Source organism: Ornithinimicrobium avium (genome assembly GCF_003351765.1).
In the GTDB taxonomy this organism is placed as follows: Bacteria; Actinomycetota; Actinomycetes; order Actinomycetales; family Dermatophilaceae; genus Ornithinicoccus; species Ornithinicoccus avius.
In genome coordinates, this window is sequence record NZ_CP031229.1 from 3,029,641 (window position 1) to 3,050,952 (window position 21,312).

At 69.7% G+C, this 21,312-nt stretch carries 19 protein-coding genes and 1 pseudogene; 12 read left to right on the forward strand and 8 right to left on the reverse strand.

Going from position 1 to position 21,312, the window contains the following annotated elements:
* The first annotated feature begins 66 nt into the window (after positions 1-66).
* Positions 67-1,965 carry a potassium transporter Kup gene (locus tag DV701_RS13760; protein WP_228255037.1) on the forward strand — a complete coding sequence of 633 codons (1,899 nt, stop codon included), beginning with the start codon at positions 67-69 and terminating at the stop codon, positions 1,963-1,965.
* A 15-nt stretch (positions 1,966-1,980) separates the two neighbouring features.
* Here DV701_RS13760 and DV701_RS13765 read toward each other — a convergent pair whose 3' ends face one another.
* Complete coding sequence (locus DV701_RS13765; protein ID WP_114929052.1) at positions 1,981-2,598, reverse strand: AMIN-like domain-containing (lipo)protein; 618 nt, start codon at positions 2,596-2,598, stop codon at positions 1,981-1,983.
* A gap of 141 nt (positions 2,599-2,739) precedes the next feature.
* Between DV701_RS13765 and DV701_RS13770 the strand changes: the two genes are divergently transcribed.
* The 7 genes and pseudogenes from DV701_RS13770 (at position 2,740) to poxB (ending at position 9,700) form a co-directional block, all read left to right on the forward strand.
* On the forward strand, positions 2,740-3,123 hold the full coding sequence (locus DV701_RS13770) for an ArsR/SmtB family transcription factor (protein WP_202863729.1): 384 nt from the start codon (positions 2,740-2,742) through the stop codon (positions 3,121-3,123).
* Positions 3,120-3,833: a cation transporter gene (locus tag DV701_RS13775; RefSeq protein WP_114929056.1), complete on the forward strand. Its 714-nt coding sequence runs from the start codon at positions 3,120-3,122 to the stop codon at positions 3,831-3,833. The genes DV701_RS13770 and DV701_RS13775 overlap by 4 nt, the downstream gene beginning before the upstream one ends.
* Positions 3,830-4,726 carry a cation diffusion facilitator family transporter gene (locus tag DV701_RS13780; protein WP_114931160.1) on the forward strand — a complete coding sequence of 299 codons (897 nt, stop codon included), beginning with the start codon at positions 3,830-3,832 and terminating at the stop codon, positions 4,724-4,726. Before DV701_RS13775 ends, DV701_RS13780 begins: the two co-directional genes overlap by 4 nt.
* A 55-nt stretch (positions 4,727-4,781) precedes the next feature.
* Positions 4,782-5,381 (forward strand): annotated as a pseudogene (locus DV701_RS13785) (ISL3 family transposase); the annotation flags it as partial.
* A 138-nt stretch (positions 5,382-5,519) separates the two neighbouring features.
* The gene (locus DV701_RS13790; RefSeq protein ID WP_114929058.1) at positions 5,520-6,845 is read left to right on the forward strand and encodes a tyrosine-type recombinase/integrase; all 1,326 of its coding nucleotides are present in this window, start codon (positions 5,520-5,522) and stop codon (positions 6,843-6,845) included.
* 406 nt (positions 6,846-7,251) lie between these two features.
* The gene (locus DV701_RS13800; protein ID WP_114929062.1) at positions 7,252-7,887 is read left to right on the forward strand and encodes a hypothetical protein; all 636 of its coding nucleotides are present in this window, start codon (positions 7,252-7,254) and stop codon (positions 7,885-7,887) included.
* A gap of 88 nt (positions 7,888-7,975) precedes the next feature.
* The gene (poxB, locus tag DV701_RS13805; protein WP_114929064.1) at positions 7,976-9,700 is read left to right on the forward strand and encodes a ubiquinone-dependent pyruvate dehydrogenase; all 1,725 of its coding nucleotides are present in this window, start codon (positions 7,976-7,978) and stop codon (positions 9,698-9,700) included.
* Positions 9,701-9,705: 5 nt separating this feature from the next.
* On the opposite strand, the gene DV701_RS13810 is transcribed toward poxB, so the two are convergent.
* Both DV701_RS13810 and betT read right to left on the reverse strand, forming a co-directional pair.
* Positions 9,706-10,674 carry a cation diffusion facilitator family transporter gene (locus DV701_RS13810; RefSeq protein ID WP_228255038.1) on the reverse strand — a complete coding sequence of 323 codons (969 nt, stop codon included), beginning with the start codon at positions 10,672-10,674 and terminating at the stop codon, positions 9,706-9,708.
* A gap of 167 nt (positions 10,675-10,841) precedes the next feature.
* Positions 10,842-12,959: a choline BCCT transporter BetT gene (betT, locus tag DV701_RS13815; protein ID WP_114929066.1), complete on the reverse strand. Its 2,118-nt coding sequence runs from the start codon at positions 12,957-12,959 to the stop codon at positions 10,842-10,844.
* A gap of 133 nt (positions 12,960-13,092) precedes the next feature.
* Here betT and DV701_RS13820 point away from each other — a divergent pair, with 133 nt between their 5' ends.
* Positions 13,093-14,463 carry an NAD(P)/FAD-dependent oxidoreductase gene (locus tag DV701_RS13820; RefSeq protein ID WP_114929068.1) on the forward strand — a complete coding sequence of 457 codons (1,371 nt, stop codon included), beginning with the start codon at positions 13,093-13,095 and terminating at the stop codon, positions 14,461-14,463.
* Between the two features lie 257 nt (positions 14,464-14,720).
* Here the strand turns inward: DV701_RS13820 and DV701_RS13825 are convergent, their stop codons facing one another.
* Complete coding sequence (locus DV701_RS13825) at positions 14,721-15,143, reverse strand: type II toxin-antitoxin system VapC family toxin (RefSeq protein ID WP_114929070.1); 423 nt, start codon at positions 15,141-15,143, stop codon at positions 14,721-14,723.
* On the reverse strand, positions 15,130-15,375 hold the full coding sequence (locus DV701_RS13830; RefSeq protein ID WP_162803046.1) for an AbrB/MazE/SpoVT family DNA-binding domain-containing protein: 246 nt from the start codon (positions 15,373-15,375) through the stop codon (positions 15,130-15,132). The genes DV701_RS13825 and DV701_RS13830 overlap by 14 nt, the downstream gene beginning before the upstream one ends.
* 342 nt (positions 15,376-15,717) lie before the next feature.
* Between DV701_RS13830 and DV701_RS13835 the strand changes: the two genes are divergently transcribed.
* Both DV701_RS13835 and DV701_RS13840 read left to right on the forward strand, forming a co-directional pair.
* On the forward strand, positions 15,718-16,092 hold the full coding sequence (locus tag DV701_RS13835; protein ID WP_114929074.1) for a VOC family protein: 375 nt from the start codon (positions 15,718-15,720) through the stop codon (positions 16,090-16,092).
* Positions 16,093-16,095: 3 nt separating this feature from the next.
* Complete coding sequence (locus tag DV701_RS13840; RefSeq protein ID WP_114929076.1) at positions 16,096-16,428, forward strand: winged helix-turn-helix transcriptional regulator; 333 nt, start codon at positions 16,096-16,098, stop codon at positions 16,426-16,428.
* Positions 16,429-17,014: 586 nt separating this feature from the next.
* Here DV701_RS13840 and DV701_RS13845 read toward each other — a convergent pair.
* Complete coding sequence (locus DV701_RS13845; RefSeq protein WP_114929078.1) at positions 17,015-17,455, reverse strand: hypothetical protein; 441 nt, start codon at positions 17,453-17,455, stop codon at positions 17,015-17,017.
* Positions 17,456-18,604: 1,149 nt separating this feature from the next.
* Between DV701_RS13845 and DV701_RS13850 the strand changes: the two genes are divergently transcribed.
* A complete protein-coding gene (locus DV701_RS13850; RefSeq protein WP_202863541.1) occupies positions 18,605-19,459 on the forward strand; it encodes a DDE-type integrase/transposase/recombinase in 855 nt (284 codons plus the stop codon).
* A gap of 225 nt (positions 19,460-19,684) precedes the next feature.
* Here DV701_RS13850 and DV701_RS13855 read toward each other — a convergent pair whose 3' ends face one another.
* Entirely contained in the window at positions 19,685-20,011 is a 327-nt protein-coding gene (locus DV701_RS13855) for a hypothetical protein (protein ID WP_114929079.1), read from the reverse strand.
* A gap of 75 nt (positions 20,012-20,086) precedes the next feature.
* On the reverse strand, positions 20,087-21,187 hold the full coding sequence (locus DV701_RS18860) for a hypothetical protein (RefSeq protein ID WP_228255039.1): 1,101 nt from the start codon (positions 21,185-21,187) through the stop codon (positions 20,087-20,089).
* Between the last annotated feature and the right edge of the window lie 125 nt (positions 21,188-21,312).

A 21,312-nucleotide genomic window follows, 5' to 3' on the forward strand; every position in this document is an offset into this window, starting at 1 on the left:
GCGCCCCTGGCGCTCCCACCCGCTCGACCCGCCATCTCGGCCCGGAGAGGCGTAGCATCCCCGCACGTGACATCCGCCGGAACGCGCCCGGCACGCTCCGTGGCGCCCCTCGTGCTGGGCGCCCTCGGCGTCGTCTTCGGCGACATCGGCACCAGCCCCCTCTACGCCCTGCAGACCGTCTTCGCCCTCGACGGCGGGATCGTGGAACCGACGTCGGAGAACGTCTACGGCGTGGTGTCGATGGTCTTCTGGTCGATCACGCTCATCGTCTCGGCCAAGTACCTCGGCTTCATCCTGCGCGCCGACAACGAGGGCGAGGGCGGCGTGATGGCGCTCGCCCACCTGGCGCACCGCAGCGTCCGCTTCGGCGGGCGCCGGCACGCGCTCGTGCTCGTGCTGGGCGTCTTCGGCGGCTCGCTCTTCTTCGGCGACAGCCTCATCACCCCGGCGATCTCGGTGCTGTCCGCGGTCGAGGGCCTCGAGGTCGCCACACCGAGCCTCGGCCGACTCGTCGTGCCGCTCGCGGCGGCCATCATCGTCGCGCTCTTCGCGGTGCAGCGGTTCGGCACGCACCACGTCGGGCGGTTCTTCGGCCCGGTGATGGTGGTGTGGTTCCTCACCCTCGGCGTGCTCGGCCTGGTCCACGTGGTCGCCGCCCCGGCCGTCCTGGCGGCGCTGTCGCCGCACCACGCCTGGTCCTTCGTCCTGCACCGGCCCGCGATCGCCTTCGTCGCGATGGGTGCCACCGTGCTGGCGATCACCGGGGCCGAGGCGCTCTACGCCGACATGGGGCACTTCGGGCGGGTGCCGATCGTGTGGGCGTGGTTCGCGCTGGTCTTCCCCTGCCTGACCCTCAACTACCTCGGTCAGGCCCAGCTGGTCCTGCGGGACAGCCACGAGATCGAGAACCCGTTCTTCCACCTCGCGCCGGAGTGGGCCCGGCTGCCGCTCGTCGTCCTGGCCACGATGGCCACGATCATCGCCAGCCAGGCGGTGATCTCCGGGGCCTACTCGGTCGCGCGCCAGGCTGAGCGGCTCGGCTTCCTGCCCCGGCTCACCGTGCGGCAGACGAGCGAGCAGGAGGGCGGGCAGATCTACGTACCCAGCGTCAACTGGCTGCTGCTCGGCGGCGTGCTCGTCCTCCTGCTGACCTTCCGCGCGTCCGAGCGGCTGGCCACGGCCTACGGGCTGGCGGTCACCATGGACCTGATGCTCACGACCACGCTCTTCTGCGTGTATGCGGTGGCCGCCCTGCGCTGGCGCTGGCCCCAGGTGGCGGCGTTCGCGCTCGTCTTCGGCACCCTGGAGGTGGGGTTCTTCTCCGCCAACATCGCCAAGGTGCTGCACGGCGGCTGGCTGCCGCTGACCGTCGCGGTGAGCGTGGCGACGGTGATGACGACCTGGGCGCGCGGCCGCGAGCTGGTCACCGCGCGGCGGGAGAAGCTCGAGGGGCCGCTCGGGCCGTTCCTGGACGAGGTGCACGGCAACGCCAAGATCCTGCGGGTCCCGGGCACGGCGGTCTTCCTGCACCCCAACAAGGCCACCACCCCGCTCGCGCTGCGGGAGAACGTGCACTTCAACCACGTCATCCACGACGACGTCGTCATCGTCACGATGGAGACGGTCAACGTCCCGCACGTCCCGGAGGACGAACGCGTCGTGGTCGACGACCTCGGCGACCCCTACGACCACATCACGCACGTCACCGCGCGCTTCGGCTTCTCCGACCACCCGGACATCCCGGTCGCCCTGGCGCTCGCGCGCGACGAGGGGGTGGACGTCGACCTGCGCGACGTCACCTGGTTCCTGTCCAGGATCACCGTCCACCGCAGCGACCGGCCCGGGATGGGCCGGTCGCGCAAGTGGCTCTTCGAGGTGCTGGCCCGCAACGCCGCCGACCCGACCTCCTACTTCCGGCTGCCGATCGGGCAGACGGTCGTGCTGGGGGCGCGGATCAACTTCTGAGGCGGGCCTCGCACGTCACCAGCGGTGGGCGACGTCGATGACCAGCCGGGCGCCGTCGCCGGGGCCGTCGAGCACGAAGACCCGGAAGGGCAGCCGGGCACGGACACCGAGGCCCACGGTCGTCTGCCCCTCGACGCTGCCGGCCCACGCCACCTGGCGGAAGGTCGACCAGCCGGCGACGTCGACCAGGTGTGCGCGGTCCGCGGGCCGGTAGGTGGCGCGGCCCTGCGCGTCGTAGGCCGGCGCCCGCAGCACGATCCGCAGCTGGGCCGGCCCGGCGAGCGGGACGCCCTTCCCGCTGCCCTCGGTCCGCACGACGTCGACGTAGCGCACGTCGTAGCTCAGCCCTCCCGGCACGTCGTCGACGTCGAGGACCAGCCGGTCGTAGCAGTCGTGCTGCCCGGCCCGCACGTCCTCGAGCGTGCCGGTCGTGTGCGAGACCGCGTTCTTCTTGGCCAGCGATCCCCACGAGATCCCGCAGTAGGGACCCGGCGCGGCCGGCACGACGGTCACCGGCGCGGCCGGCGCGACGGTGCCGGCGCCCGCCGAGACGGGGGCCGCGAGCGCGGTCGCGAGCAGGCCGGCGGCGGCCAGGCCGGTGAGGCGGTGGCGGAGGAGGTGTCGAGCGTCCATGGTGTCGTCCCCTTGGTTCGTGGACGGGTGTCCCCCGCCCGGGTATGACGTGAAAGGTCGCGTCATACCCCTCTAGTCGCACGGGAGGGCCGCAGGGTTCAGTGGTTCGACAGATCGCGCTATCATCGCCAGATGGCGATGATGACGACGGAGACCAACGGCCGGGAGGCGCCCCGGCCCCTCGACGAGGCGGCGGCGGCCACGGCGGCGGCCTGCCTCTTCCGCGGCATGGCCGACCCCTCCCGGATGGCGATCCTGCAGCACCTGCTGCTCGGCGAGCACCGCGTCGTCGACCTGACCGCCCACCTCGGCCTGGCCCAGTCGACGGTGTCCAAACACCTCGCCTGCCTGCGCGGCTGCGGCCTGGTCACCTCCCGACCGGTGGGCCGCTCCTCGCTGTATGCCGTCGCGCACCCCGAGGCGGTCACCCGCGTCCTCGCGGCGGCCGAGGGGCTGCTGGCCGCGACCGGCGACGCGGTCGTGCTCTGCCCGAGCTCGGGCGCGGCTGCGGAGCGGACCGGATGACCGCGGTCCGGCCCCTCGCAGCGGTCGCCACCGACGCGGCACGGCGGCGCACCCTCGGCCGGCGGGCCCGCCTCCTCGCCGGCGCATCGGTCGCCTACAACGTCGTCGAGGCCGTCGTCGCGCTCGCCGCGGGAGTGGTCGCCGGCTCGGTCGCCCTGGTCGGTTTCGGCCTCGACTCGGCCATCGAGGTGAGCAGCGGCCTGGTCGTGCTGTGGCAGTTCGCCCACCGCCTGCCCGAGTCGCGGGAGCAGCTGGCGCTGCGGCTGATGGCCTTCTCCTTCTTCGCGCTCGCCACCTACGTCGGCGCGAGCTCGCTCCTCGCGCTCGTCGCCGGCCACGAGCCCGACCACTCGCCCGTCGGCGTCGGGCTGGCCATCGCCTCGTTGCTCGTCATGCCGTTCCTGTCGTGGGCGCAGCGCCGCACCGGGCGTGAGCTCGGCTCCAACGCCGTCGTCGCGGACTCGACCCAGACCCTCCTGTGCACCTACCTGTCCGCGGTGCTCCTCGGCGGGCTCCTGCTCAACGCGCTGCTCGGCTGGTCGTGGGCCGACCCGGCGGCAGGCCTGGTCATCGCCGCGATCGCCGCCCGTGAGGGCGTCCTGGCCTGGCGCGGCGAGGGCTGCTGCGCGCCGGGGTCTGCGATGCCTGCCGGCGGCGGCGCGCCCGATGGCACGGCGTGCTCGGGCGCCTGCTGCGCCGGCGCGCGATGAGCCACTCCCACGGCAGCACCCACCTGGGCGGTCGGCACCGCTGGCGGCTGGCGGTGGCCCTCGTGCTCGTCGCAAGCTTCTTCGGCGTCGAGCTGGCAGCGGGGCTCTGGTCCGGGTCGCTGGCGCTGCTCTCCGACGCGGGACACATGGCCGCCGACGTCGTCGCGCTCGGCGCCGCGCTCGCCGCCACCCGCATCGCGACGCGGCCGGACACGACCGGCCGGCGCACCTACGGGTCCTACCGGGCCGAGGTCTTCGCCTCCGGCCTGACCGTCCTGCTCATGCTGGGGGCCGCGGCCTACGTCGGGACCGAGGCCGCCCGCCGCCTCGGGCAGGAGCCGGAGGTCGCCAGCGGCCCGATGATGGTGGTCGGCGGCATCGGCCTGGTCGTCAACCTCGTCGCGCTGCTGCTCCTGCGCGGCGGCGCGACGGAGAGCATCAACGTCAAGGGTGCCTACCTCGAGGTGGTCGCGGACACCGTCGGCTCGGTCGGCGTGATCGTCGCCGGCGTCCTGGTCGCGCGCACCGGTCAGGGCTGGTGGGACACGGTCGTGGCCCTCGCCATCGCGGTCTTCGTCCTGGTGCGCGCCCTGCTCCTGGCGCGCGAGGTGCTGGCCGTGCTGGGCCAGCACGCCCCGCACGGGCTGGACCCGGCCGACGTCGAGGCACGGCTCCGGGAGGTGCCGGGGGTGCGCGACGTCCACGACCTGCACCTGTGGGCGCTCACCTCCGGGATGCACGTCGCCACCGCGCACCTCGTCGCCGCGCCCGGCACGTCGAGCCAGGCGGTGCTCGAGGACGCGCGGCAGGTCATGCAGCGACGCTTCGACATCGAGCACGCCACCCTCCAGGTCGAGGCCGACGCCACCCGCTGCCACGAGATGTCCTGGTAGGGGCCGGCCGCTCGCCCCCGGGCGACCACCGCCGGGCTAGCCCCGGGATAACGCCGGCTTCAAGACGGCGACCAGCGAAGAGCAGCCGGACGCTGTGCCGATGATGGTCCGTTCCACGTGGTCTGCCTGAGCGGGGAGGCCCTGGACGAGTGCCGGCACCGGGTGCAGCAGGAGCTGCACGGTCATCGTGGCCGCAAGGGTGACCCGCTCTACACGGCGCGCCGGACGCTGCACACCGGCGCCGACCTGCTCACCGAACGTCAGCACGAGCGCCTCGAGTCGCTCTTCGCCGGCGAGGAGCACATCCAGGTCGAGTGCACCTGGGGCATCTACCAGCGCATGATCGCCGCCTACCGCCACCCCGACCGGGCTGCTGGCCCGCGTCGAGATGAGCTCCGTGATCGAGGCCCTGGCCGACGGCGTGCCCAAGGCGCTGGTCGAGCTGCGCAAGCTCGGCCGCACCCTGGCCAGACGCGTCTGCGACGTCCTGGCCTACTTCGACCGACCGCGCACCAGCAATGGACCCACAGAAGCGATCAATGGTCGCCTTGAGCACCTGCGTGGCCTGGCCCTGGGTTTCCGGAACCTGACCCACTACATCGCTTATGCGGAATTCCGCATAAGCGATGGTATGTCGACCTCGGGGTTATGTTGACCGGCATCGTGAGTGGCGTGGTCGGGCGGAGGCCAGCGCCTGAGCCGGTCAACATAACGATGGGTGCTTGCGTCGGGGTTCGCTTGATCTGACCTGGCGGTCACTGGGATCGCCTGGCTTCGGGTCAGGAGGACAGAGATGGTGATTCATCGCGATCAGCGCCGCGCCGACGTCCGAGACGTGCTGGACGAGTTCGAGAAGTGGCTGCTGCGGGAGCGGTCCGCACAGAAGCGCACTGGGGCGGCGTATACCGCTCGTGTCGCGGGGTTCGTGGAGTGGCTGCCCGCGCCGGTCGATCAGTCGTTGCGGAGGTTGACCGCAGCGACGTTGACAGAGTGGGTGAATCTGGAAGCGGCGCGCGGATGGAAGGCGTCGACGCTAGGCAAGCAGCTGGTGATGCTGCGCTCGTTCTTGCAATACTGCCACCGGTCGGCACGGACCTCACAGGACTTCTCTGGGGTAGTGCCTCACGCGGCGGCATGGCGGCTCTCATCGATCCCTGAACCCGTTCCCGCCGGGACGGTCGAGGCGCTGTTCGACACGCTCGATCTGCGTTCGTCGAAAGGCCTTCGCGACCGCGCGATCTTGCTGCTGTTGACCGGGCTGGGGCTGCGTGCCTGCGAGATCGCCGGCCTGCGGCTGGATGACGTCGGCTGGCGCACCGGAAGCCTGCGCGTTCGCGGCAAGGGCGACCGCATCGATGAACTGCCACTTCCTGACGATGTCGGACAGGCCTTGAAGGAGTACGTTCTTTACGGCCGTGGCGGCAGGGTTCAGGGCGAGGAAGTGTTCTGGACCGGCGGACGCCCTTACGGGGCTCATCGTCCTCGCCCGCTGATCTTCACCGGCGAGCAGATCGACACGCTGTTGGCCGCGGCGGGCAGGCTGATCCCAGAGGTTCGTGCAGCGTCCTGGCAGACGCTTCTGGGGCTGCTGACTGCGACCGGGATGCGGATCAGCGAGGCCCGTAACCTCGATCACGACGACCTCACCCTGGACGAGTCCGGTGACGGCAGCGATTGGGCACGAGTCACGGACACGAAGTTCGGCAAGTCCCGCCTCGTGCCGCTGCACGCAACGACGATGGCCGCCATCCGCAGGTACCAGCGGCTGCGTGATCGGACGTTCCCTGTCCCGAAGACGACAGCGGTGCTCGTCGCCCGGCGCGGCACCCGGATCGCTCGCTCGACCGCAGGCAACACCTTCCGAGAGATACGAGAGATGGCCGACCTGGCTGGCGGTTCGACCGGACCGGCCGCCAAGTTGCATGACTTCCGACCCTCGTTCGCGACGAATACCCTGATCGGCCACATCCGTGCCGGCGGCGACGTCGATCAGATGATGCCAGTGCTGTCGGCGTTCCTCGGACACGTCGGCCCGGAAGCGACCTACTGGTATCTGTCGAACACCCCTGAGCTCGCAGCCGCTCTCGCCGAACGCATCCAAGCGAGCGGGGGCCGATGATGAGTGACCTTGCGACGCTGCTACAACGGTTCTTCACCGACAAGCTCGACCGGCACCCGTATGGTGAGTCCACCAGCCCAACGTCGAACGGTGTGGTTCGACATGAAAACGGAGTGGTTCGACATGGGATGGAAGCGGTTCAAGATCATGGCGCGCTGGGGCAGTTTCTATGATGACTGCGGCCCTCACTTCTCTCTGCGCTCGGGCGCTCAGGGGTGGTCCCACAACAAGTCCTGGGACGCTCGCACGAGCGCTTCCGACACGGGGAACTGGGGATACGTCGACCACCCGTACTACCGACGCTCCTACTCCATCCCCTACTGGGCGACCAGGCAAGTCTACGCCGAAGCCTCCTTGAGGTGGATCGAGCGTCCCTATCTTGTGTGCCTTTGAGGTGCGAGGGCTTGTGCTCGGCGTCGTCGGCAGCGCCGCGGTAGTGCTCGCCGGCTGCAACCAGCAGGGGGCGCCGGTGCCGGACGTGGCCAGCACCACGTCAGGCGCCTCGAGTCCTGCCGACACAGCGCAGCCGGTGACTGCTGAGGGTCAGATCGCGGCCGTCGCGGAAATGCTCGGCATCGAAGACCCGCCGGAGGTGGAGCCCATCCGGGAGGTCACGCCGGCGGAGTCCAAGGACGTGGTGGACGAGTGTCTGGTCGAGCGGGGCTGGTCGATGGGCGAGCATGGCGGTTTCAGCTATCCCGAGGAGCAGAGCGCCGCGTTCGACATGGACTACTACGTGTGCATCGCAAGCTATCCGATCCGGGAGGAGTATCTGCAGCCCCTCGACGACGCCGACTGGTCACGCATCTACGACTACTGGACGACGACGACCGTGCCATGCCTGCGCGACGAGGGTCTCGAGATGGCTGAGCCGCCCACGAGGGAGACGTTCCTGGCCAGCCGCGCCTGGACGCCGGACGAACCGTCGGTGCGTGGTCAGGTGGAGGACATGGTGGCGCAGGGCAAGTACCCCGATGTCGAGCATGTGTTCACCGAGGTGTGCCCGGTCTCGCCGCCAGAGAAGGTGCGCCTGGGGCAGTGATGCGAGCCGAAGAGGACGCTCGTTAGCCTCGGGCTAGCCTGACAGGGAACCCGGCCCAGCCACATACCCCGTCCTGCCAGGAGGCGCCGTGCCCACCGTCGCGGAGAACATCGTCAGCCAGCTCTACGCCCAGGGGGTGCGCCGCGTCTGGGGCGTCCCGGGCGACTCGCTCAACGGGCTGACCGACGCACTGCGCGAGGACGGTCGGATCGAGTGGATGCTGACCCGGCACGAGGAGAGCGCGGCCTTCGCGGCGGCGGCCGAGGCCGAGATCACCGGTGAGGTCGCGGTCTGCGTGGGCTCCTGCGGTCCGGGCAACCTGCACCTCATCAACGGGCTCTACGACGCGAACCGCTCCCGGGTGCCCGTGCTGGCGATCGCCGCGCACATCCCGACCGAGGAGATCGGCTCCACCTACTTCCAGGAGACGCACCCGGTCGAGGTCTTCCGGGACTGCTCGGTGTATGCCGAGCAGCTCACCGCTCCCTCGCAGCTGCCGCGGATGCTCGACATCGCGCTGCGGGAGGCCGTGGAGAAGCGGGGCGTGTCGGTGCTGGTGGTCTCCGGCGACGTCGCCCTCGCTGAGGCGGAGCGGACCGAGCCGGTGCCGATCCCGCGCACCGCGCCCCGGATCCTGCCGTCCGTGGACGAACTGGACCGGGCGGTGGAGCTCCTCGGCGGCTCGTCCAAGGTCACGATCCTCGCCGGTGCGGGCTGCGCCGGCGCCCACGACGAGGTGGTGGCGCTCGCCGACCGGCTCGCCGCGCCGGTGGTGCACACCCTGCGCAGCAAGGAGCACCTCGAGCACGACAACCCCTTCGACGTGGGCCTGACCGGGCTGCTCGGGTTCGCCTCCGGCTACCGGGCGATGCTGGAGGCCGACGTGCTGCTCATGCTCGGCACCGACTTCCCCTACCAGCAGTTCTACCCGCAGGACGCGACCGTCATCCAGGTCGACCTGCGCGGGGCCAACATCGGGCGTCGCACACGCGTGGACCTGCCGATCGTCGGGACGGTCAGGGACACGGCCGCCGCGCTGCTGGAGCGGGTGCCGCGGCAGAAGAGGCGCAAGCACCTGGAGGACTCGCTCAAGCACTACCGCCGGACGAGGGAGAAGCTGGACGAGCTGGCCACCCCGAGCCGGCGCAAGGAGCCGATCCACCCGCAGTACCTCGCCCGCCTCGTGGACCAGGTCGCCGCGGACGACGCGGTCTTCACCGCGGACGTCGGCTCGCCGGTGGTGTGGGCGTCGCGCTACCTGACGATGAACGGCCGGCGCCGGCTGATCGGCTCGTTCAACCACGGGTCGATGGCCAACGCGCTGATGCACGCCCTGGGCGTCCAGGCGGTCGACCGGTCCCGGCAGGTCGTCTCGCTCTCGGGCGACGGTGGGCTGGCGATGATGCTCGGCGAGCTGCTCACCGCCGTCCAGAAGAACCTGCCCGTCAAGGTCGTCGTGCTCAACAACGCCTCGCTCAACTTCGTGGAGCTGGAGATGAAGGCGGCCGGGTTCGTCACCTTCGGCACCGGCCTGGACAACCCCGACTTCGCGGCGGTCGCGCAGGCGATGGGGATCAAGGGGGTGCGGGTGGAACGCTCGGCCGACCTGGAGGCGGGGCTGCGCGAGGCCTTCGCGCACGACGGGCCGGCGCTGGTCGACGTGGTCACCGACCGGCAGGAGATGTCGATGCCGCCGGCGGTCAAGCTGGAGCAGGCCAAGGGCTTCGCGCTCTTCGCGATCCGCACCGTGATGTCCGGACGCGGCGACGAGCTGCTGGACCTGGCCAGGACCAACTGGCGCCAGCTCTTCTGAGGCGCTCAGTCGTCCGTGCCGAGCGGCCCCTCGCCCGGGGCGGACAGGCTGAGCACCGCACGGGTGATGAGAGGGTCCTCGTGCAGCCGGTCCTCGACCGCCTGGAGCCGCCCCCGCAGCACCGACTCGCGGTCGTCGGCGACCAGGTCCACGGCGGCGATGACGAAGATGCGGGAGGGACCCACATACTCCATGTGGGCGAAGGTGACCTGCTCGATCTCCGGGTCGTCGAGCAGGGCGGAGAGCACCCGTCGGCGGGTGAACGGCGCCACCACCTGACCGACGAGGAACTGGCCGTTGCGCACGATGAGCAGGACCGCGACCAGACCGAGCAGCACGCCGACGAGGATCGAGCCGACCGCGTCCCACACCGCCTCCCCGGTGACCTCGTGCAGGGCCAGGCCGCCGGCGGCCAGCAGGATGCCGAGCAGGGCCGCGGCGTCCTCGAAGAAGACCGCCCGCAGGGTGGTCTGGCTGGTGTCCAGGACGAAGCGCAGGGGCCGCATCGCCAGCTTCGCCGCCCCGGCGCGGGTCTGGCGCAGGGCCTGGACGAAGGAGACACCCTCGAGCACGAACGCCACCGCCAGGACGGAGTAGGCGACCAGGTAGTCCTCGCCCGGTCCCTCGTCCTGCAGGGCGGAGATGCCGTGCATGACGGACAGGATCGAGCCGGCGGTGAAGAGTCCGAACGCGGCGATCATCGACCACACGTAGGCGGCCCGGCCGTAGCCGAGCGGATGGGCGAGGTCCGGCTCCTTGCCGGCCTTGCGCTCGGCCACGAGGAGCAGCGCCTCGTTGCCGGTGTCGGCCCAGGAGTGGGCGGACTCGGCGACCATCGAGGCCGACCCGGTGAGGAGCGCGGCAGCCGTCTTGGCCACGGCGATGAGGGCGTTGGCGCCCAGCGCGATGAGTACCGTGAGCATGCTGCCGCCGTGCTCGTCCGCCTTGGTCGCCTGCGCGCCGGTCGTGGCCACCTCGCCACGCTAGTCCCCGACGGCGTGCCGCGCCCGGTATGTGGTGAGGGGGCCTGGGTGACCCTGCTACCGCAAGCGCACGACAGGTGGTGGTGCAGCGGTGCCATCCGCAAGACCGGCATGCCAGTCCAGGTTCTGCGATGCCGTCAGCCCGAGGCCCCGAGAGCTCACTCCTCGATCCGCTCCACGTCGTCCGCCACCGTGGGGACGGCCGGCGCGCGGTCGGGCTCGTGCGGCTCGGCGGGCGTGAGCACCGAGGCGTAGTCGTGCTCGTGGGAGTACCTCAGGAAGGCGAGATGCGCCTCATACCTGTCGAGCACGTCGCTGATCACCTGCTGGCGGGTCAGACCCATGAGGTCGTAGCCCTCGGTGCCGGTCTGGGTGAAGACCTCGACCTTGTAGAAGACGTCGTCGCCGCGGGACATCGGGCGGGCCCCGAGCGCCGGCACCGGGGCCTCGACCGCGGCGACCTGGTAGTGGAAGTCCCGGTGGTCGGCCTTGTCGATCACCAGCGTGTGCTCGGGGATCCCGGTCGGGGTGACGGTGGTCGTGGTGAACCGTGCGTCGTAGCCCTGCTCGCGGAACTCCTCGGCGACGTCGGACAGGGCCGGGCGGACCACCTCCTCGAGGAACTGGGCGACGACCTTCTGGGAGGGGTAGGCACGCAGCTGAGCGAGCCGCTGGCGCCAGGTCTTCTCCGGCACCTGCCCGCCGTGCGCCGCCGCAGAGCGACGGCGGATGACCTGGCCCTCGCGCTCCGCCCGCTCCATGCGCAGCACCTTGGAGAAGGAGGCCATCACGAGGTAGGCGACGACCGTCACGGGCAGGGCGAAGATGAGCGTCGCGTACTCCATCGTGGTGACCCCTCCGGCGACCAGCATGGCGATCGTCAGCACGGCGGTGACGACCGCCCAGAAGATCCGCAGCCACTTCGCCCCGTCCTGGGCCGGTTTGGGGATGCTGGAGGAGAAGTTGGACATCACCATCGCACCGGAGTTGGCGCTGGTGAGGTAGAAGAGCAGCCCGGACAGGGTCGCCAGCCCGATCAGGAAGGCGGCGCCGGGAAACCCCTCCAGCAGCGCGTACCAGCCCTGCTCCGGCTCGGTCATCGCCAGCTCGGCGAACGCGGTGTTGCCGTGGAGCACCTCGAAGAGGGCGGAGTTGCCGAAGATCGACACGATGATGAAGTCGCACAGGACCGGTGCGGTGATGGCGGCGATGACGAACTCCCGCAGCGTGCGGCCACGCGAGATGCGGGCCAGGAAGAGCCCGACGAACGGTCCCCAGGCGAGCCAGAACGCCCAGAAGAACAGCGTCCAGCCGCCCATCCACTCCGCGCCGCCCGGGGCGTAGGCGAAGGTCTCCATCGTCCGTTGCGGCAGCGTGCCGATGAACCGGCCGATGTTGGCCACCATGGCGTTGAGCAGGAACGCGGTCTCGCCGGTCACCAGGATGTAGAGCATCATGGCGCCGGCGCACCACAGGTTCAGCTCCGAGACCAGGCGGATGCCCTTGTCGACCCCGGAGGTGGTGGCCGCGACGGTCATGACGACCGCGACGACCACCAGGGCGACCTGCAGCGCGAGGCCCTCCTGGAGGCCGAACAGCCAGGCGAATCCCACGTTGAGCAGGACGACGCCGATGCCCATCGAGGTGGCGACGCCGAAGACCGTGCCGATGAGGGCGAAGATGTCGATGAGGTCACCGGTGAGCCCACGCACCCGCTTGCCCAGGAGCGGGTAGAGCGCGGCCCGGATCGACAGCGGCATCCCCCAGCGATAGGCGAAGTAGCCCATCGCCATCCCGAGGAGGGCATACATCGACCAGCCGGTGATGCCGTAGTGGAACATGGTCCACACCACCGCGTCGCGCGTAGCCTCGACAGACTGCGGCTCGGCCGACACCGGCACCATGTACTGGGTGACCGGCCCGGTCACCGAGTAGAAGAGCATGTCGATGCCCACGCCGGCCGCGAAGAGCATCGCGACCCACGTGAAGAGGTTGTACTGCGGCCGCGAGTGGTCGGGGCCGAGCCGCACGCTGCCCTCCCGGGAGAAGGCCACCCACAGCACGAAGAGGATCACGAGGGTGACCGTCAGGACGTAGAACCAGCCCAGGTTCACCGCGATCCAGGTCACCGTGCGGTGCATCGTGCCGCGTGCCTGGTCGGGGGCGAGCATCGCCCAGGCCGAGAAGCCGAGGATGACGGCGCAGGAGACGCCGAAGACCCTCCAGTTGACGTGGGCGCCGCGGTGCTCGGCGAGCTCGGCAGGTCCCTTGCTCAAGCCACTCTAGAGCTCCTTGTCGCTTGATCAGGGGGCGCCGGGCACCGGGGCGTCCTAGCCTGGGGAGGGCGCAGACGAGCTGAACCGGGATGGAGCAGCCCTTCCCGGCGCGAGGAGGAAGGAGAGAGCTGGAATGTCGACGGACGCAGCGGGGCAGGCTCGCGTGGAGGAGTTCGCGCACGTGCAGCACCCGGACGAGCAGCACCACGAGGTCGTGATCGTCGGGGCCGGTTTTGCCGGTCTGGAGGTGGCCAAGAGGCTCGGGCGGGCCGGCATCGATGTCCTGCTGATCGACCAGAACCTCTACCACCAGTTCCAGCCGCTCCTCTACCAGGTGGCGACCTCCCAGGTCGCTGTCGCTTCGGTGGCCAGCCCCCTGCGGAGCCTGCTGCACAAGCTGCGACGGCACGTCACCCTGCGCACCGCCACGGTCAGCCAGATCGATGCCGGGTCCAGGACCGTGACCACCAGTGACGGGTTGCGGTACCACGCGCAGATCCTCGTTGTCGCAGCGGGTGCCGTGGTGAACTTCTTCGACACTCCGGGGGCCGAGGAACACGCCTACCCGCTCTATTCGGTCGATGACGCGACCGCGCTGTCCTCGGCGATGCTCGGTGCTCTGGACAGAGCGGCCACCGGCCAGTCCGCGGTGGGTGAGGGGACCTTCAGCGTGGCGGTGGTCGGAAGCGGACCCACCGGGGTGGAGACGGCTGGGGCGATCGCGGAGAACATCAAGTACGTGGTGTCCCGGTACTACTCGCCGGAGTTCGCGGCCCGCTCGTGCCGCGTCCACCTGGTCGACATGGTGGACACCGTGCTGGGACCGTTCTCCCAGGCCTCCCAGCACTACGCGGCGGACCGGTTGCGCTCCGTGGGTGTGCAGCTGCGGCTCGGCAGCGCCGTGTCGTCGGTCGATGCCGAAGGGGTCACGCTGGCCGACGGCAGCAGGATCCGTGCGGACATCGTCATCTGGGCGGGAGGGCTCAAGGCCAATTCCCTGCTCTCCGGCTCCGGTCTGGACACCGGGCGTGGCGGCCGCGTCGACGTGGCCGCTGATCTCACGGCGCCGGACGTCACAGGCGTGTACGTCCTGGGCGATGCCGCCAACATCGTCGACGCGAAGGGGCGCCAGCTCCCCCAGCTGGGCTCGGTGGCACAGCAGTCCGGCAAGCACGCCGCCCGCAACATCATGGCCGACCTCCGCGGCGAGCCCCGCACCCCGTTCACCTACCTCGACAAGGGCATCATGGCGATGGTCGGGCGGGGCGCGGCCGTCGCCGAGCTCGGAGCCGGTCGGCTGCGGGTGCTGGGGCCGGCCGCCTTCCTGGCCTGGTTGGCTGTCCACGCCGCCCTGCTGCCCGGCGTGAGCCAGCGGGTGACCGCGGTGACGAACTGGTGCCGGGACTACCTCTCGCACCGCCGTCCCCAGGTGGTGGTCCATCAACCCGCCGCCTACGACCACACGCGTGCCGGCAAGACTCCGAGCACTGCGTCACGACAGTAGGCGGCGACCCGCTGAGCAGGTTCCTGCGCAGCGCGTAGGCGCTGATGACCCACCCGACCGGCGACACGCATGGTCCAGGGGCGGGCCAACAGTGTCTCCGGCGCAAGCCGCTGACCTGCGGCGGGACAAGTCGCCTCGCTGTTTGTTGTCTCACTATCTTGTCCGCATCCCTAGCCGTCGCGCCCAGCTAGCCGTCACTGCCCGGCTGAAAGTTCACTGGAACTTGCCCCTCGTCATGGAGGTGGCAGGAGTTCCGTTCAGAAACCGACGACTTGATAGTCGACGCCCAGCAGGTCGTAGGTCCGACGGGCACGCAGGTCCCGCGTGAGTAGGCGTCGCTCGTTGGCGCGGGCCGCCTCACCGACGAGCGCGTCGTAGACCGCACCACCGACGATGCCCGTCGTCGCCAGTCGAGGACGCAGCGCGCCGCTGGCACGCGCCGACAGCCACACCGCCTCGGGAAAGACGCGATCGATCAGCGTTGCGGCATCCGTGGCATCGACGGCCAGCGGCCCGGGAAGCCGGGTCAGGACGGCCAAGAGCTCGTATGCCGCGTGCCCGGCAAGGGAGGGGCGATGCTCACGGACGGCCGCAAGACACGGAACGTGTGCCGCGTGACCAGCGTCCAGCGCGGCGACCGCGACGCTGGTGTCGACCGCCCAGCGGTCAGCGCTGACCATCGTCCCGCCAGCGTTGGACATCGGCGTCGGTCGTCGTCACGCCGGGCACGGCCTCGATGACCGGCCAGCCGTCGACCTCGACGATGCGCCGTGCCGACCTACGAAGGGGGGTGAGGAGCAGCCCGTCGCCGGTCAGGGTCACCTCGAACTGGACTTCGGGTCCCAGCCCAAGTTGATCCCGGGCCTCCTTGGGGATGACCACGCGCCCCGCCTTGTCGAGCGATGCCAACATGCCATCCATAATACCATCGTCATCGGGAGTGAGGCCGAGGGCGGCACGGGGAGAGAGAAGAAGAAATGTAGGTTCTCGACCGATCTGTCGGGGAAGCAGGCGCCTGACCTGCAGACCGACAAGATCGCTGGACGTCGTCAGTCTCGCTAACTTGACGGAATCCTCACGGCCGTGCCGCGGTCGGGACTGCCCCTGCCACGTCCTCCCGCCTCGTGGTCTTTGCCGTGCGGGGGCCAAGGTGGGCACTGAGGGCGTGCCGCCGTCCGCCTTGACGGATGCAGTCGCGCTTCATATTTTGAACGTGAACATCACTCCAAAATCTGAAGCAGACGGGAGCAGTCCATGTCCACCTATCTCACGGGTGTCCGCAATGTAGCCATCTACGTGCAGGATCCAGACCGTGCGCGCATCTTCTACGAGGGCCTGCTGGGACTGACCTTCATCTCCGAGCGGGCCCGTAGGATTCAGCTGGCCGTCGGGGAGACCAGATTGCTGATCAGTCCAACCCACGTCGACGAACAGGACGCCACCGAAGCGCTCCACGGACGCTGCGAGGGGTACTTCGAGGTCGTCGACGTCGTCGACCTCGTGGCCCGCCTGCGCCGTGAAGGGGTTCCGGTCACCCAGGAGCCCACGGACGAACCCTGGGGTGAGCGCGACGCGGTCGCGCTCGACCCGGACGGCTTTCCCGTGTTCCTCACACAGCGGGCGTCCTGACCCGTGTCCGGCGACGACCGGCACATTCCCGGGCCGGGACTGCACGCGGCGAGTCGGCTCCTCGGCCGGCCCTGGACACTGCTGATCCTCGCCACGCTGGCCGAAGAGCCCCGACGCTTCACCGAGATCGTCCAGATGTTGCGGGGGATCTCTACGAACCTGCTCAGCGACCGACTGCGCACCCTGGATGGCGCAGGCCTGATCGAACGCCAGGACGGCCCCAGCGTGTCGTCCTACAGCCTCACTCCAGCGGGCCAGGCGCTCGGCCCGGTCCTGGATGGCCTGGAGGAATGGGGCCAGGGGCTAGGCGCTCACCAGCCGGCACCACCGACATGATGACGGCACCAGTAGTTCGCCGGTCAGACGAGGCACTCCTGGTGGCAGCACGTCCGCTGGTGATGATCGGTGTGGCGACGGGCTTCTTCGCTCTGCCGGTGCGTATGTGGAACCTCACCGCCTCAGCGAGTTGGGCGGCCACGCTGACAGCTGCGCAGGGCCTGCCTGTTCTCATCGCGAAGCCCGATCACGAGTTCCCTGGTCGACAACTTTCCTCGGATCCGGATCGCTGTGGCAAGTGCGCCACCGGAACCTCCCCGAGGACTGGAAGCACCGGCAGGAGAAGTCTGGCATCAACCCCGGCAGACTAGCCAAGAAGTACCAACCCGGGTGAGCCTGACAGGGGCCTCTTTGCGTCCACCCGGCGCCGTCGCCCTGGTGGCGTGCGTCAGGCGATGTACTGGCCGGCTGTGCGCTTTGGGAATGCTTAGGCGGCGACAGGCGGCATGAACTCAAAGTTTGCACCCCGGGCACGGGACGAGCGCGAGCGTTCAGCCAGCACGCGACCCGCTCGCGGACGGGGGCCAGAATCGTTGCACAGTGGGGGCTTGTGGGCAGCCCGGCATGTAGGGTGAAGCTATCGGCCTTAGTTCTCGCTCTTGGGAATGGTGAAGGTGCCGATCTTGGTCGCCCCGTCGCTCTCGTACACACCAAGCACGAAGTCGCTGGCGTACCGCTCCTCCTGCCAGGCAAGCGCTTCCTGTGGAGACTTGAAGTCTGGCGGGTTCAGTTCGTCGGTGTAGACGTACCCTTCGGCGCCGGCGTCGGACACCACGAGAATCAGGTCTGGCTCCTCATCAGGCACGTTTGCCTGCGCGGCCGTCCCGTAGGTGAGCCCCTTCGCGTTGATTGCGTAGTCGGGGTTGGCGGGCTTCGGATACTGGTCGGCAGCGATGTTGTCCTCGACCGTGTCACTCGCAACGGTGCCCTCTGCCAACGCGACACCACCGTAGGCGCCACCGACGATGACCGCACCTGCCCCGAGAACGACTAGGGCGGCTCGCCTCGGCTTGGTTTTGATGCTCATCTCTGGACCTCTTTTAGTTCACCAGGACCACTGCCACGGTCCTGAAGGTGAATTGGTAGTTGTAACCGTTCCCGTTCCATCGGGCAGCCTTGCCCCCGCTGTAGTAGTGCTGGCCACTGGGGCACGTCGATGAGTTTGTCGGGCGCCATGCACCCCGGGAGACGGATGATGTCGCGTTGGAGCTGTACTGCATGCCAGTGGTGCGGCAAATCGCGTCACTGGACTGGCGTAGCACCCGGCCCTCGACGCCGAGCCACCCGGCAGGGGCAGTGCCCGATGTGACGTAGGTCTTGGCTGCACCTTGGCCTGGACTGTAATTGTCCAACCATGCTTGGTTCCGGAAGTTGTACCCGCCGTAACTGCCCATCGTGGATACAGTGGAGTAGTAGGTGGCCGCGAAAGCAACCGAGCCGGAGGCAGAGCCAGTGCGAGCACGACTGCGGCCATCGTCCTCGACCGGTACCTCAGGCGCCCCCCGGGGCCAGGCTTCGCCGCTTCAGGTGCTCGTGGGAAAGCCATCTGTCAGCCCTTCGTCGTCAACAGGCCTAAATGCCAGATTAGATCACCTCGGCCGATCGGACAAGGGTGCGACGAGACTCACCTGAAGTGCCCGCGAACGTGGTCCGGTGCCTCAACTAGGAACTGCCCGCGAAACGGGTGGGTGCACCCTGGAACATGGACGGTGGGCTGTCGGTGAGGTCGCGCGCGGAGATCACGAGCAGGTACGCCAAGGCGTGCGGGCGAGCAAGAAGGACCGGGGCCGGATCCTGGGCGAGGTGGTCGCAGTGACCGGCTGGTCCCGCGACAACGCCCGGCGCCGGTTGACCGAGGCCGCGAAGACGCCACCGGGCGCGGGTCGCCAGGTCGCGGCCCGCCCCCGCACGCCGCGGGGTCCGAAGTACTCCTACAACGCGACCAAGGTCCTGCAGAAGGTCTGGGCGGCCTCGGGCGGGCAGTGCGGCAAGTACCTGGCCGCCTCGATGCAGCTCCAGCTCGACGCCCTGGAGCACCACGGCGAGCTGTGCCTCGAAGGTCCCGGGATGTTGGACCCCGAGGGCAGGTACAGCACCGGGGTGCGGGCCGAGCTGCTGGCCGTGTCCGCAGCCACGATCGAGGAGGTACCTGGCACCGGCCAGGGCCACCGACCAGGTGCGCGGCATCTCCACCACCAAGCCCTCGCCGTTGCTGCGCACCTCGATCACCGTGCGCAGGGCCGGCGACGAGGTCGAGGCCGAGCCGGGGTTCTTCGAGTGCGACACCGTCGCGCACTGCGGCCCCACGACCAAGGGCGAGTACGCCCGCACCCTCAACCTGACCTGCGTGCACACCGGGTGGGTGTTCACGGCCACGGTCCGCAACAACGCCCACATCCACATCCTGGGCGCGCTGCAGGCCGGCGTGGACCACATCCCCTTCAAGGTCAGCGGCCTGGACTTCGACAACGGCAGCGAGTTCCTCAATCACGCCGTCGTCAACTGGGCCGCCGACCTGGACGTGTACTTCACCCGCGGGCGGCCCTACAAGAAGAACGACCAGGCCGCCATCGAGTCCAAGAACAACCACCTGGTCCGCAGGTACGCCTTCTACTACCGCTACGACACGGCCGAGGAACGCGCCGTGCTGGCCCGTCTGTGGCCGCTGGTCAACGACCGGATGAACTACCTGACCCCGACCAAGAAGCCGGCCGGCTACGGCACCGACCGCCACGGACGGCGCACCCGCCTGTACGACCAGCCCCGCACGCCCCTGCAGCGGCTCCTGGCCGCGGGCGTCCTGTCCACGACCCAGCAGGCCGAGCTGACCGCCTACCGCGACTCGCTCAACCCCGCCCAGATCGGCCGCCGGATCGCCGACCTGCAGACCCGACTGATCGTGCACGCCAAGGCCAAGACCGAACAGCTCTACCTCGCCAGCATCCCCTCCGCACTACCCGACGTGCGCAAGGGCGTACGCGTCCAGGCCAAGCCCCATCAGCCACCCGTTTCGCGGGCAGTTCCTAGTTGAGGCACGGGCACCGTTTCGCGGGCACCTTGACATGAGGCACTACGGTCTGCTGCGTCTGTTGACCCTCGTCTGCGCCTGCGCGGCCCGGACTCTTGGAGGCCGTCGATGAACGTTGCGTCGTCGTACTCGACCGACACTAGCTCGGGCCGGGCTCGAGATGGTCTGAGATTGCACCGGACGGTTGTTTGGAGATGCTGATCAGGTTGAGGAGCCAAGTCTCGGGTGTCAGGTCGCCGCTCGGTGGTGCCCGTCCAGTTCCCAGATGATGTGGCCGGCCCTGGGTGGGTCCTCTCTGTCGAGGGCGAGGGTGTGGCGGATCTGTCGGCGGACGATCGGGTCGACGAGGCGCTGGTCGTGGGGGAGCCCGCGCAGCGTCTGGTAGGTGGCGCGCGTGGAGGGGAGTAGCTGGGCCAGGAGGTCGGGGTTGGTGATGCCGTAGCCGCTGTCCATGAAAGCCGCAGCGGTCGAGGACAGCGCCTGCGCCGGCAAGTCCTCCTCGGCAAGGCGCAGGGCGACCGCCCGGGTGACGGGCGCGGAGTGGTCCCAGCGCACGGACCGTGGCAGCTCGGGCGCTGACCCGGTGTCATCTCGTGTCGGTTCAGGTGTCGGCTTGGGAGCCTGGCTGCTTCAAGGAGGTCGCCACGTCAACGGTTCGTCCGGGTTGTGCCCGGTCGCCTCGGCCACACCGGTGGCGACCACGGCCAGGAATCGGGCCAGGTAGGGGTCTGCGGTCGGGTCGGTGTCGGCGCCCTCGTCGTCGCGGTGGTACAGGTCGGGGTTGAGCAGGGTTCCTTCGGTGGGTGCGGCCAGTCGTAGGTCACCGCCGGTGTAGACGGACCAGAACAGCTCGACCAGGGCGCCGGTGCTGACCCAGCCGTGGCACGGGCCGAGGAGGCCGCGGGTGTGGTTCACCGCTGCGACGAGCAGGTCCTGGTCGGCGGCAATCCACCGTCGGGCCTGGTAGTCGATCGGCGGGAAAGTAGCCTCCAGGAGGGTCGCGACCTCGTCCAGACGGCGCAGCACGGCCGGCCAGGCGCCGGTACGGCGCAGGTGCCGGACCAGGTTCGGTGGGTGGACCGCGAACGAGGCTGGCAGGCCGAGGTCGATCGCGATCAGTCGCCAGGGCCGGGTGCTGCCGACCTTGGCCAGCAGCATGCTGGCGGCGGCCCGGTCCCGGTAGTCGCTGTCGCGGATCCACGGGTTGAGGGTGCCGGGCCAGAGCAGCTGCGGAATCCACGCCAGTCGCGCCTGTTCCGGCGCTGGTGTGGGCGCACCGTGCTCGGTAGGGAAGGGGTAGCAGGGGTGGCCACTGCCGGTGCGGAAGACCAGTTGGCTGCTGGCGGGCAGGTGTTCTCTCAGGGACGTGAGGCGGACCGCGGCCAGCAGGGGGTTGCGGCGACGTTTGGTCAGGACGTGGTCGGGGCCGATCGGGGTGACCCGGCCGGCCGGGTGGAGCAGCCCGTGCCGGTCGGCGACCTCTCCAGCGGCGGCCGGGTCCGGTTGTTGGATCACTGCTCGTGCCAACCGGATCGCGTCCAGCAGGTCGCGGGCGGCGCGGCCGGGACGGGTCAGGTGCTTGACGTCGCCGAGTCGTTCGACGACGAGCTCGAGGGCGGCGTCGAACAGGTCCGCGTGGGACACCTCGAAGCCGCAGGCACCGATCACGTGGGCCGGGTCGTCGTCGGCTTGCCGGGCCAGGGCGTGCAGCCATAGCTGCAGGTTCGCCATGTCCTGGTCGACCGGCGGAGCAGGAGTCTGGCGCAGGTCCTGCCCGCAGACCTGGTATCGGGTCCGTGGGGTTGTGCTGTCCGGACGCGGGTTCGCTGCAGACCCAGGGGGCAGTGTCGTGGGTC

Bases quoted from the DNA above. Each gene is read 5' to 3' on its own strand.
- DV701_RS13780 (WP_114931160.1), top strand. From the start codon at position 3,830: ATGAGCCACTCCCACGGCAGCACCCACCTGGGCGGTCGGCACCGCTGG.
- DV701_RS13770 (WP_202863729.1), top strand. From the start codon at position 2,740: ATGACGACGGAGACCAACGGCCGGGAGGCGCCCCGGCCCCTCGACGAG.
- DV701_RS13820 (WP_114929068.1), top strand. From the start codon at position 13,093: ATGTCGACGGACGCAGCGGGGCAGGCTCGCGTGGAGGAGTTCGCGCAC.
- DV701_RS13775 (WP_114929056.1), top strand. From the start codon at position 3,120: ATGACCGCGGTCCGGCCCCTCGCAGCGGTCGCCACCGACGCGGCACGG.
- DV701_RS13845 (WP_114929078.1), bottom strand. From the start codon at position 17,455: ATGAGCATCAAAACCAAGCCGAGGCGAGCCGCCCTAGTCGTTCTCGGG.
- DV701_RS13790 (WP_114929058.1), top strand. From the start codon at position 5,520: ATGGTGATTCATCGCGATCAGCGCCGCGCCGACGTCCGAGACGTGCTG.
- DV701_RS13835 (WP_114929074.1), top strand. From the start codon at position 15,718: ATGTCCACCTATCTCACGGGTGTCCGCAATGTAGCCATCTACGTGCAG.
- DV701_RS13825 (WP_114929070.1), bottom strand. From the start codon at position 15,143: ATGGTCAGCGCTGACCGCTGGGCGGTCGACACCAGCGTCGCGGTCGCC.
- DV701_RS18860 (WP_228255039.1), bottom strand. From the start codon at position 21,187: ATGGCGAACCTGCAGCTATGGCTGCACGCCCTGGCCCGGCAAGCCGAC.
- DV701_RS13830 (WP_162803046.1), bottom strand. From the start codon at position 15,375: ATGTTGGCATCGCTCGACAAGGCGGGGCGCGTGGTCATCCCCAAGGAG.
- DV701_RS13765 (WP_114929052.1), bottom strand. From the start codon at position 2,598: ATGGACGCTCGACACCTCCTCCGCCACCGCCTCACCGGCCTGGCCGCC.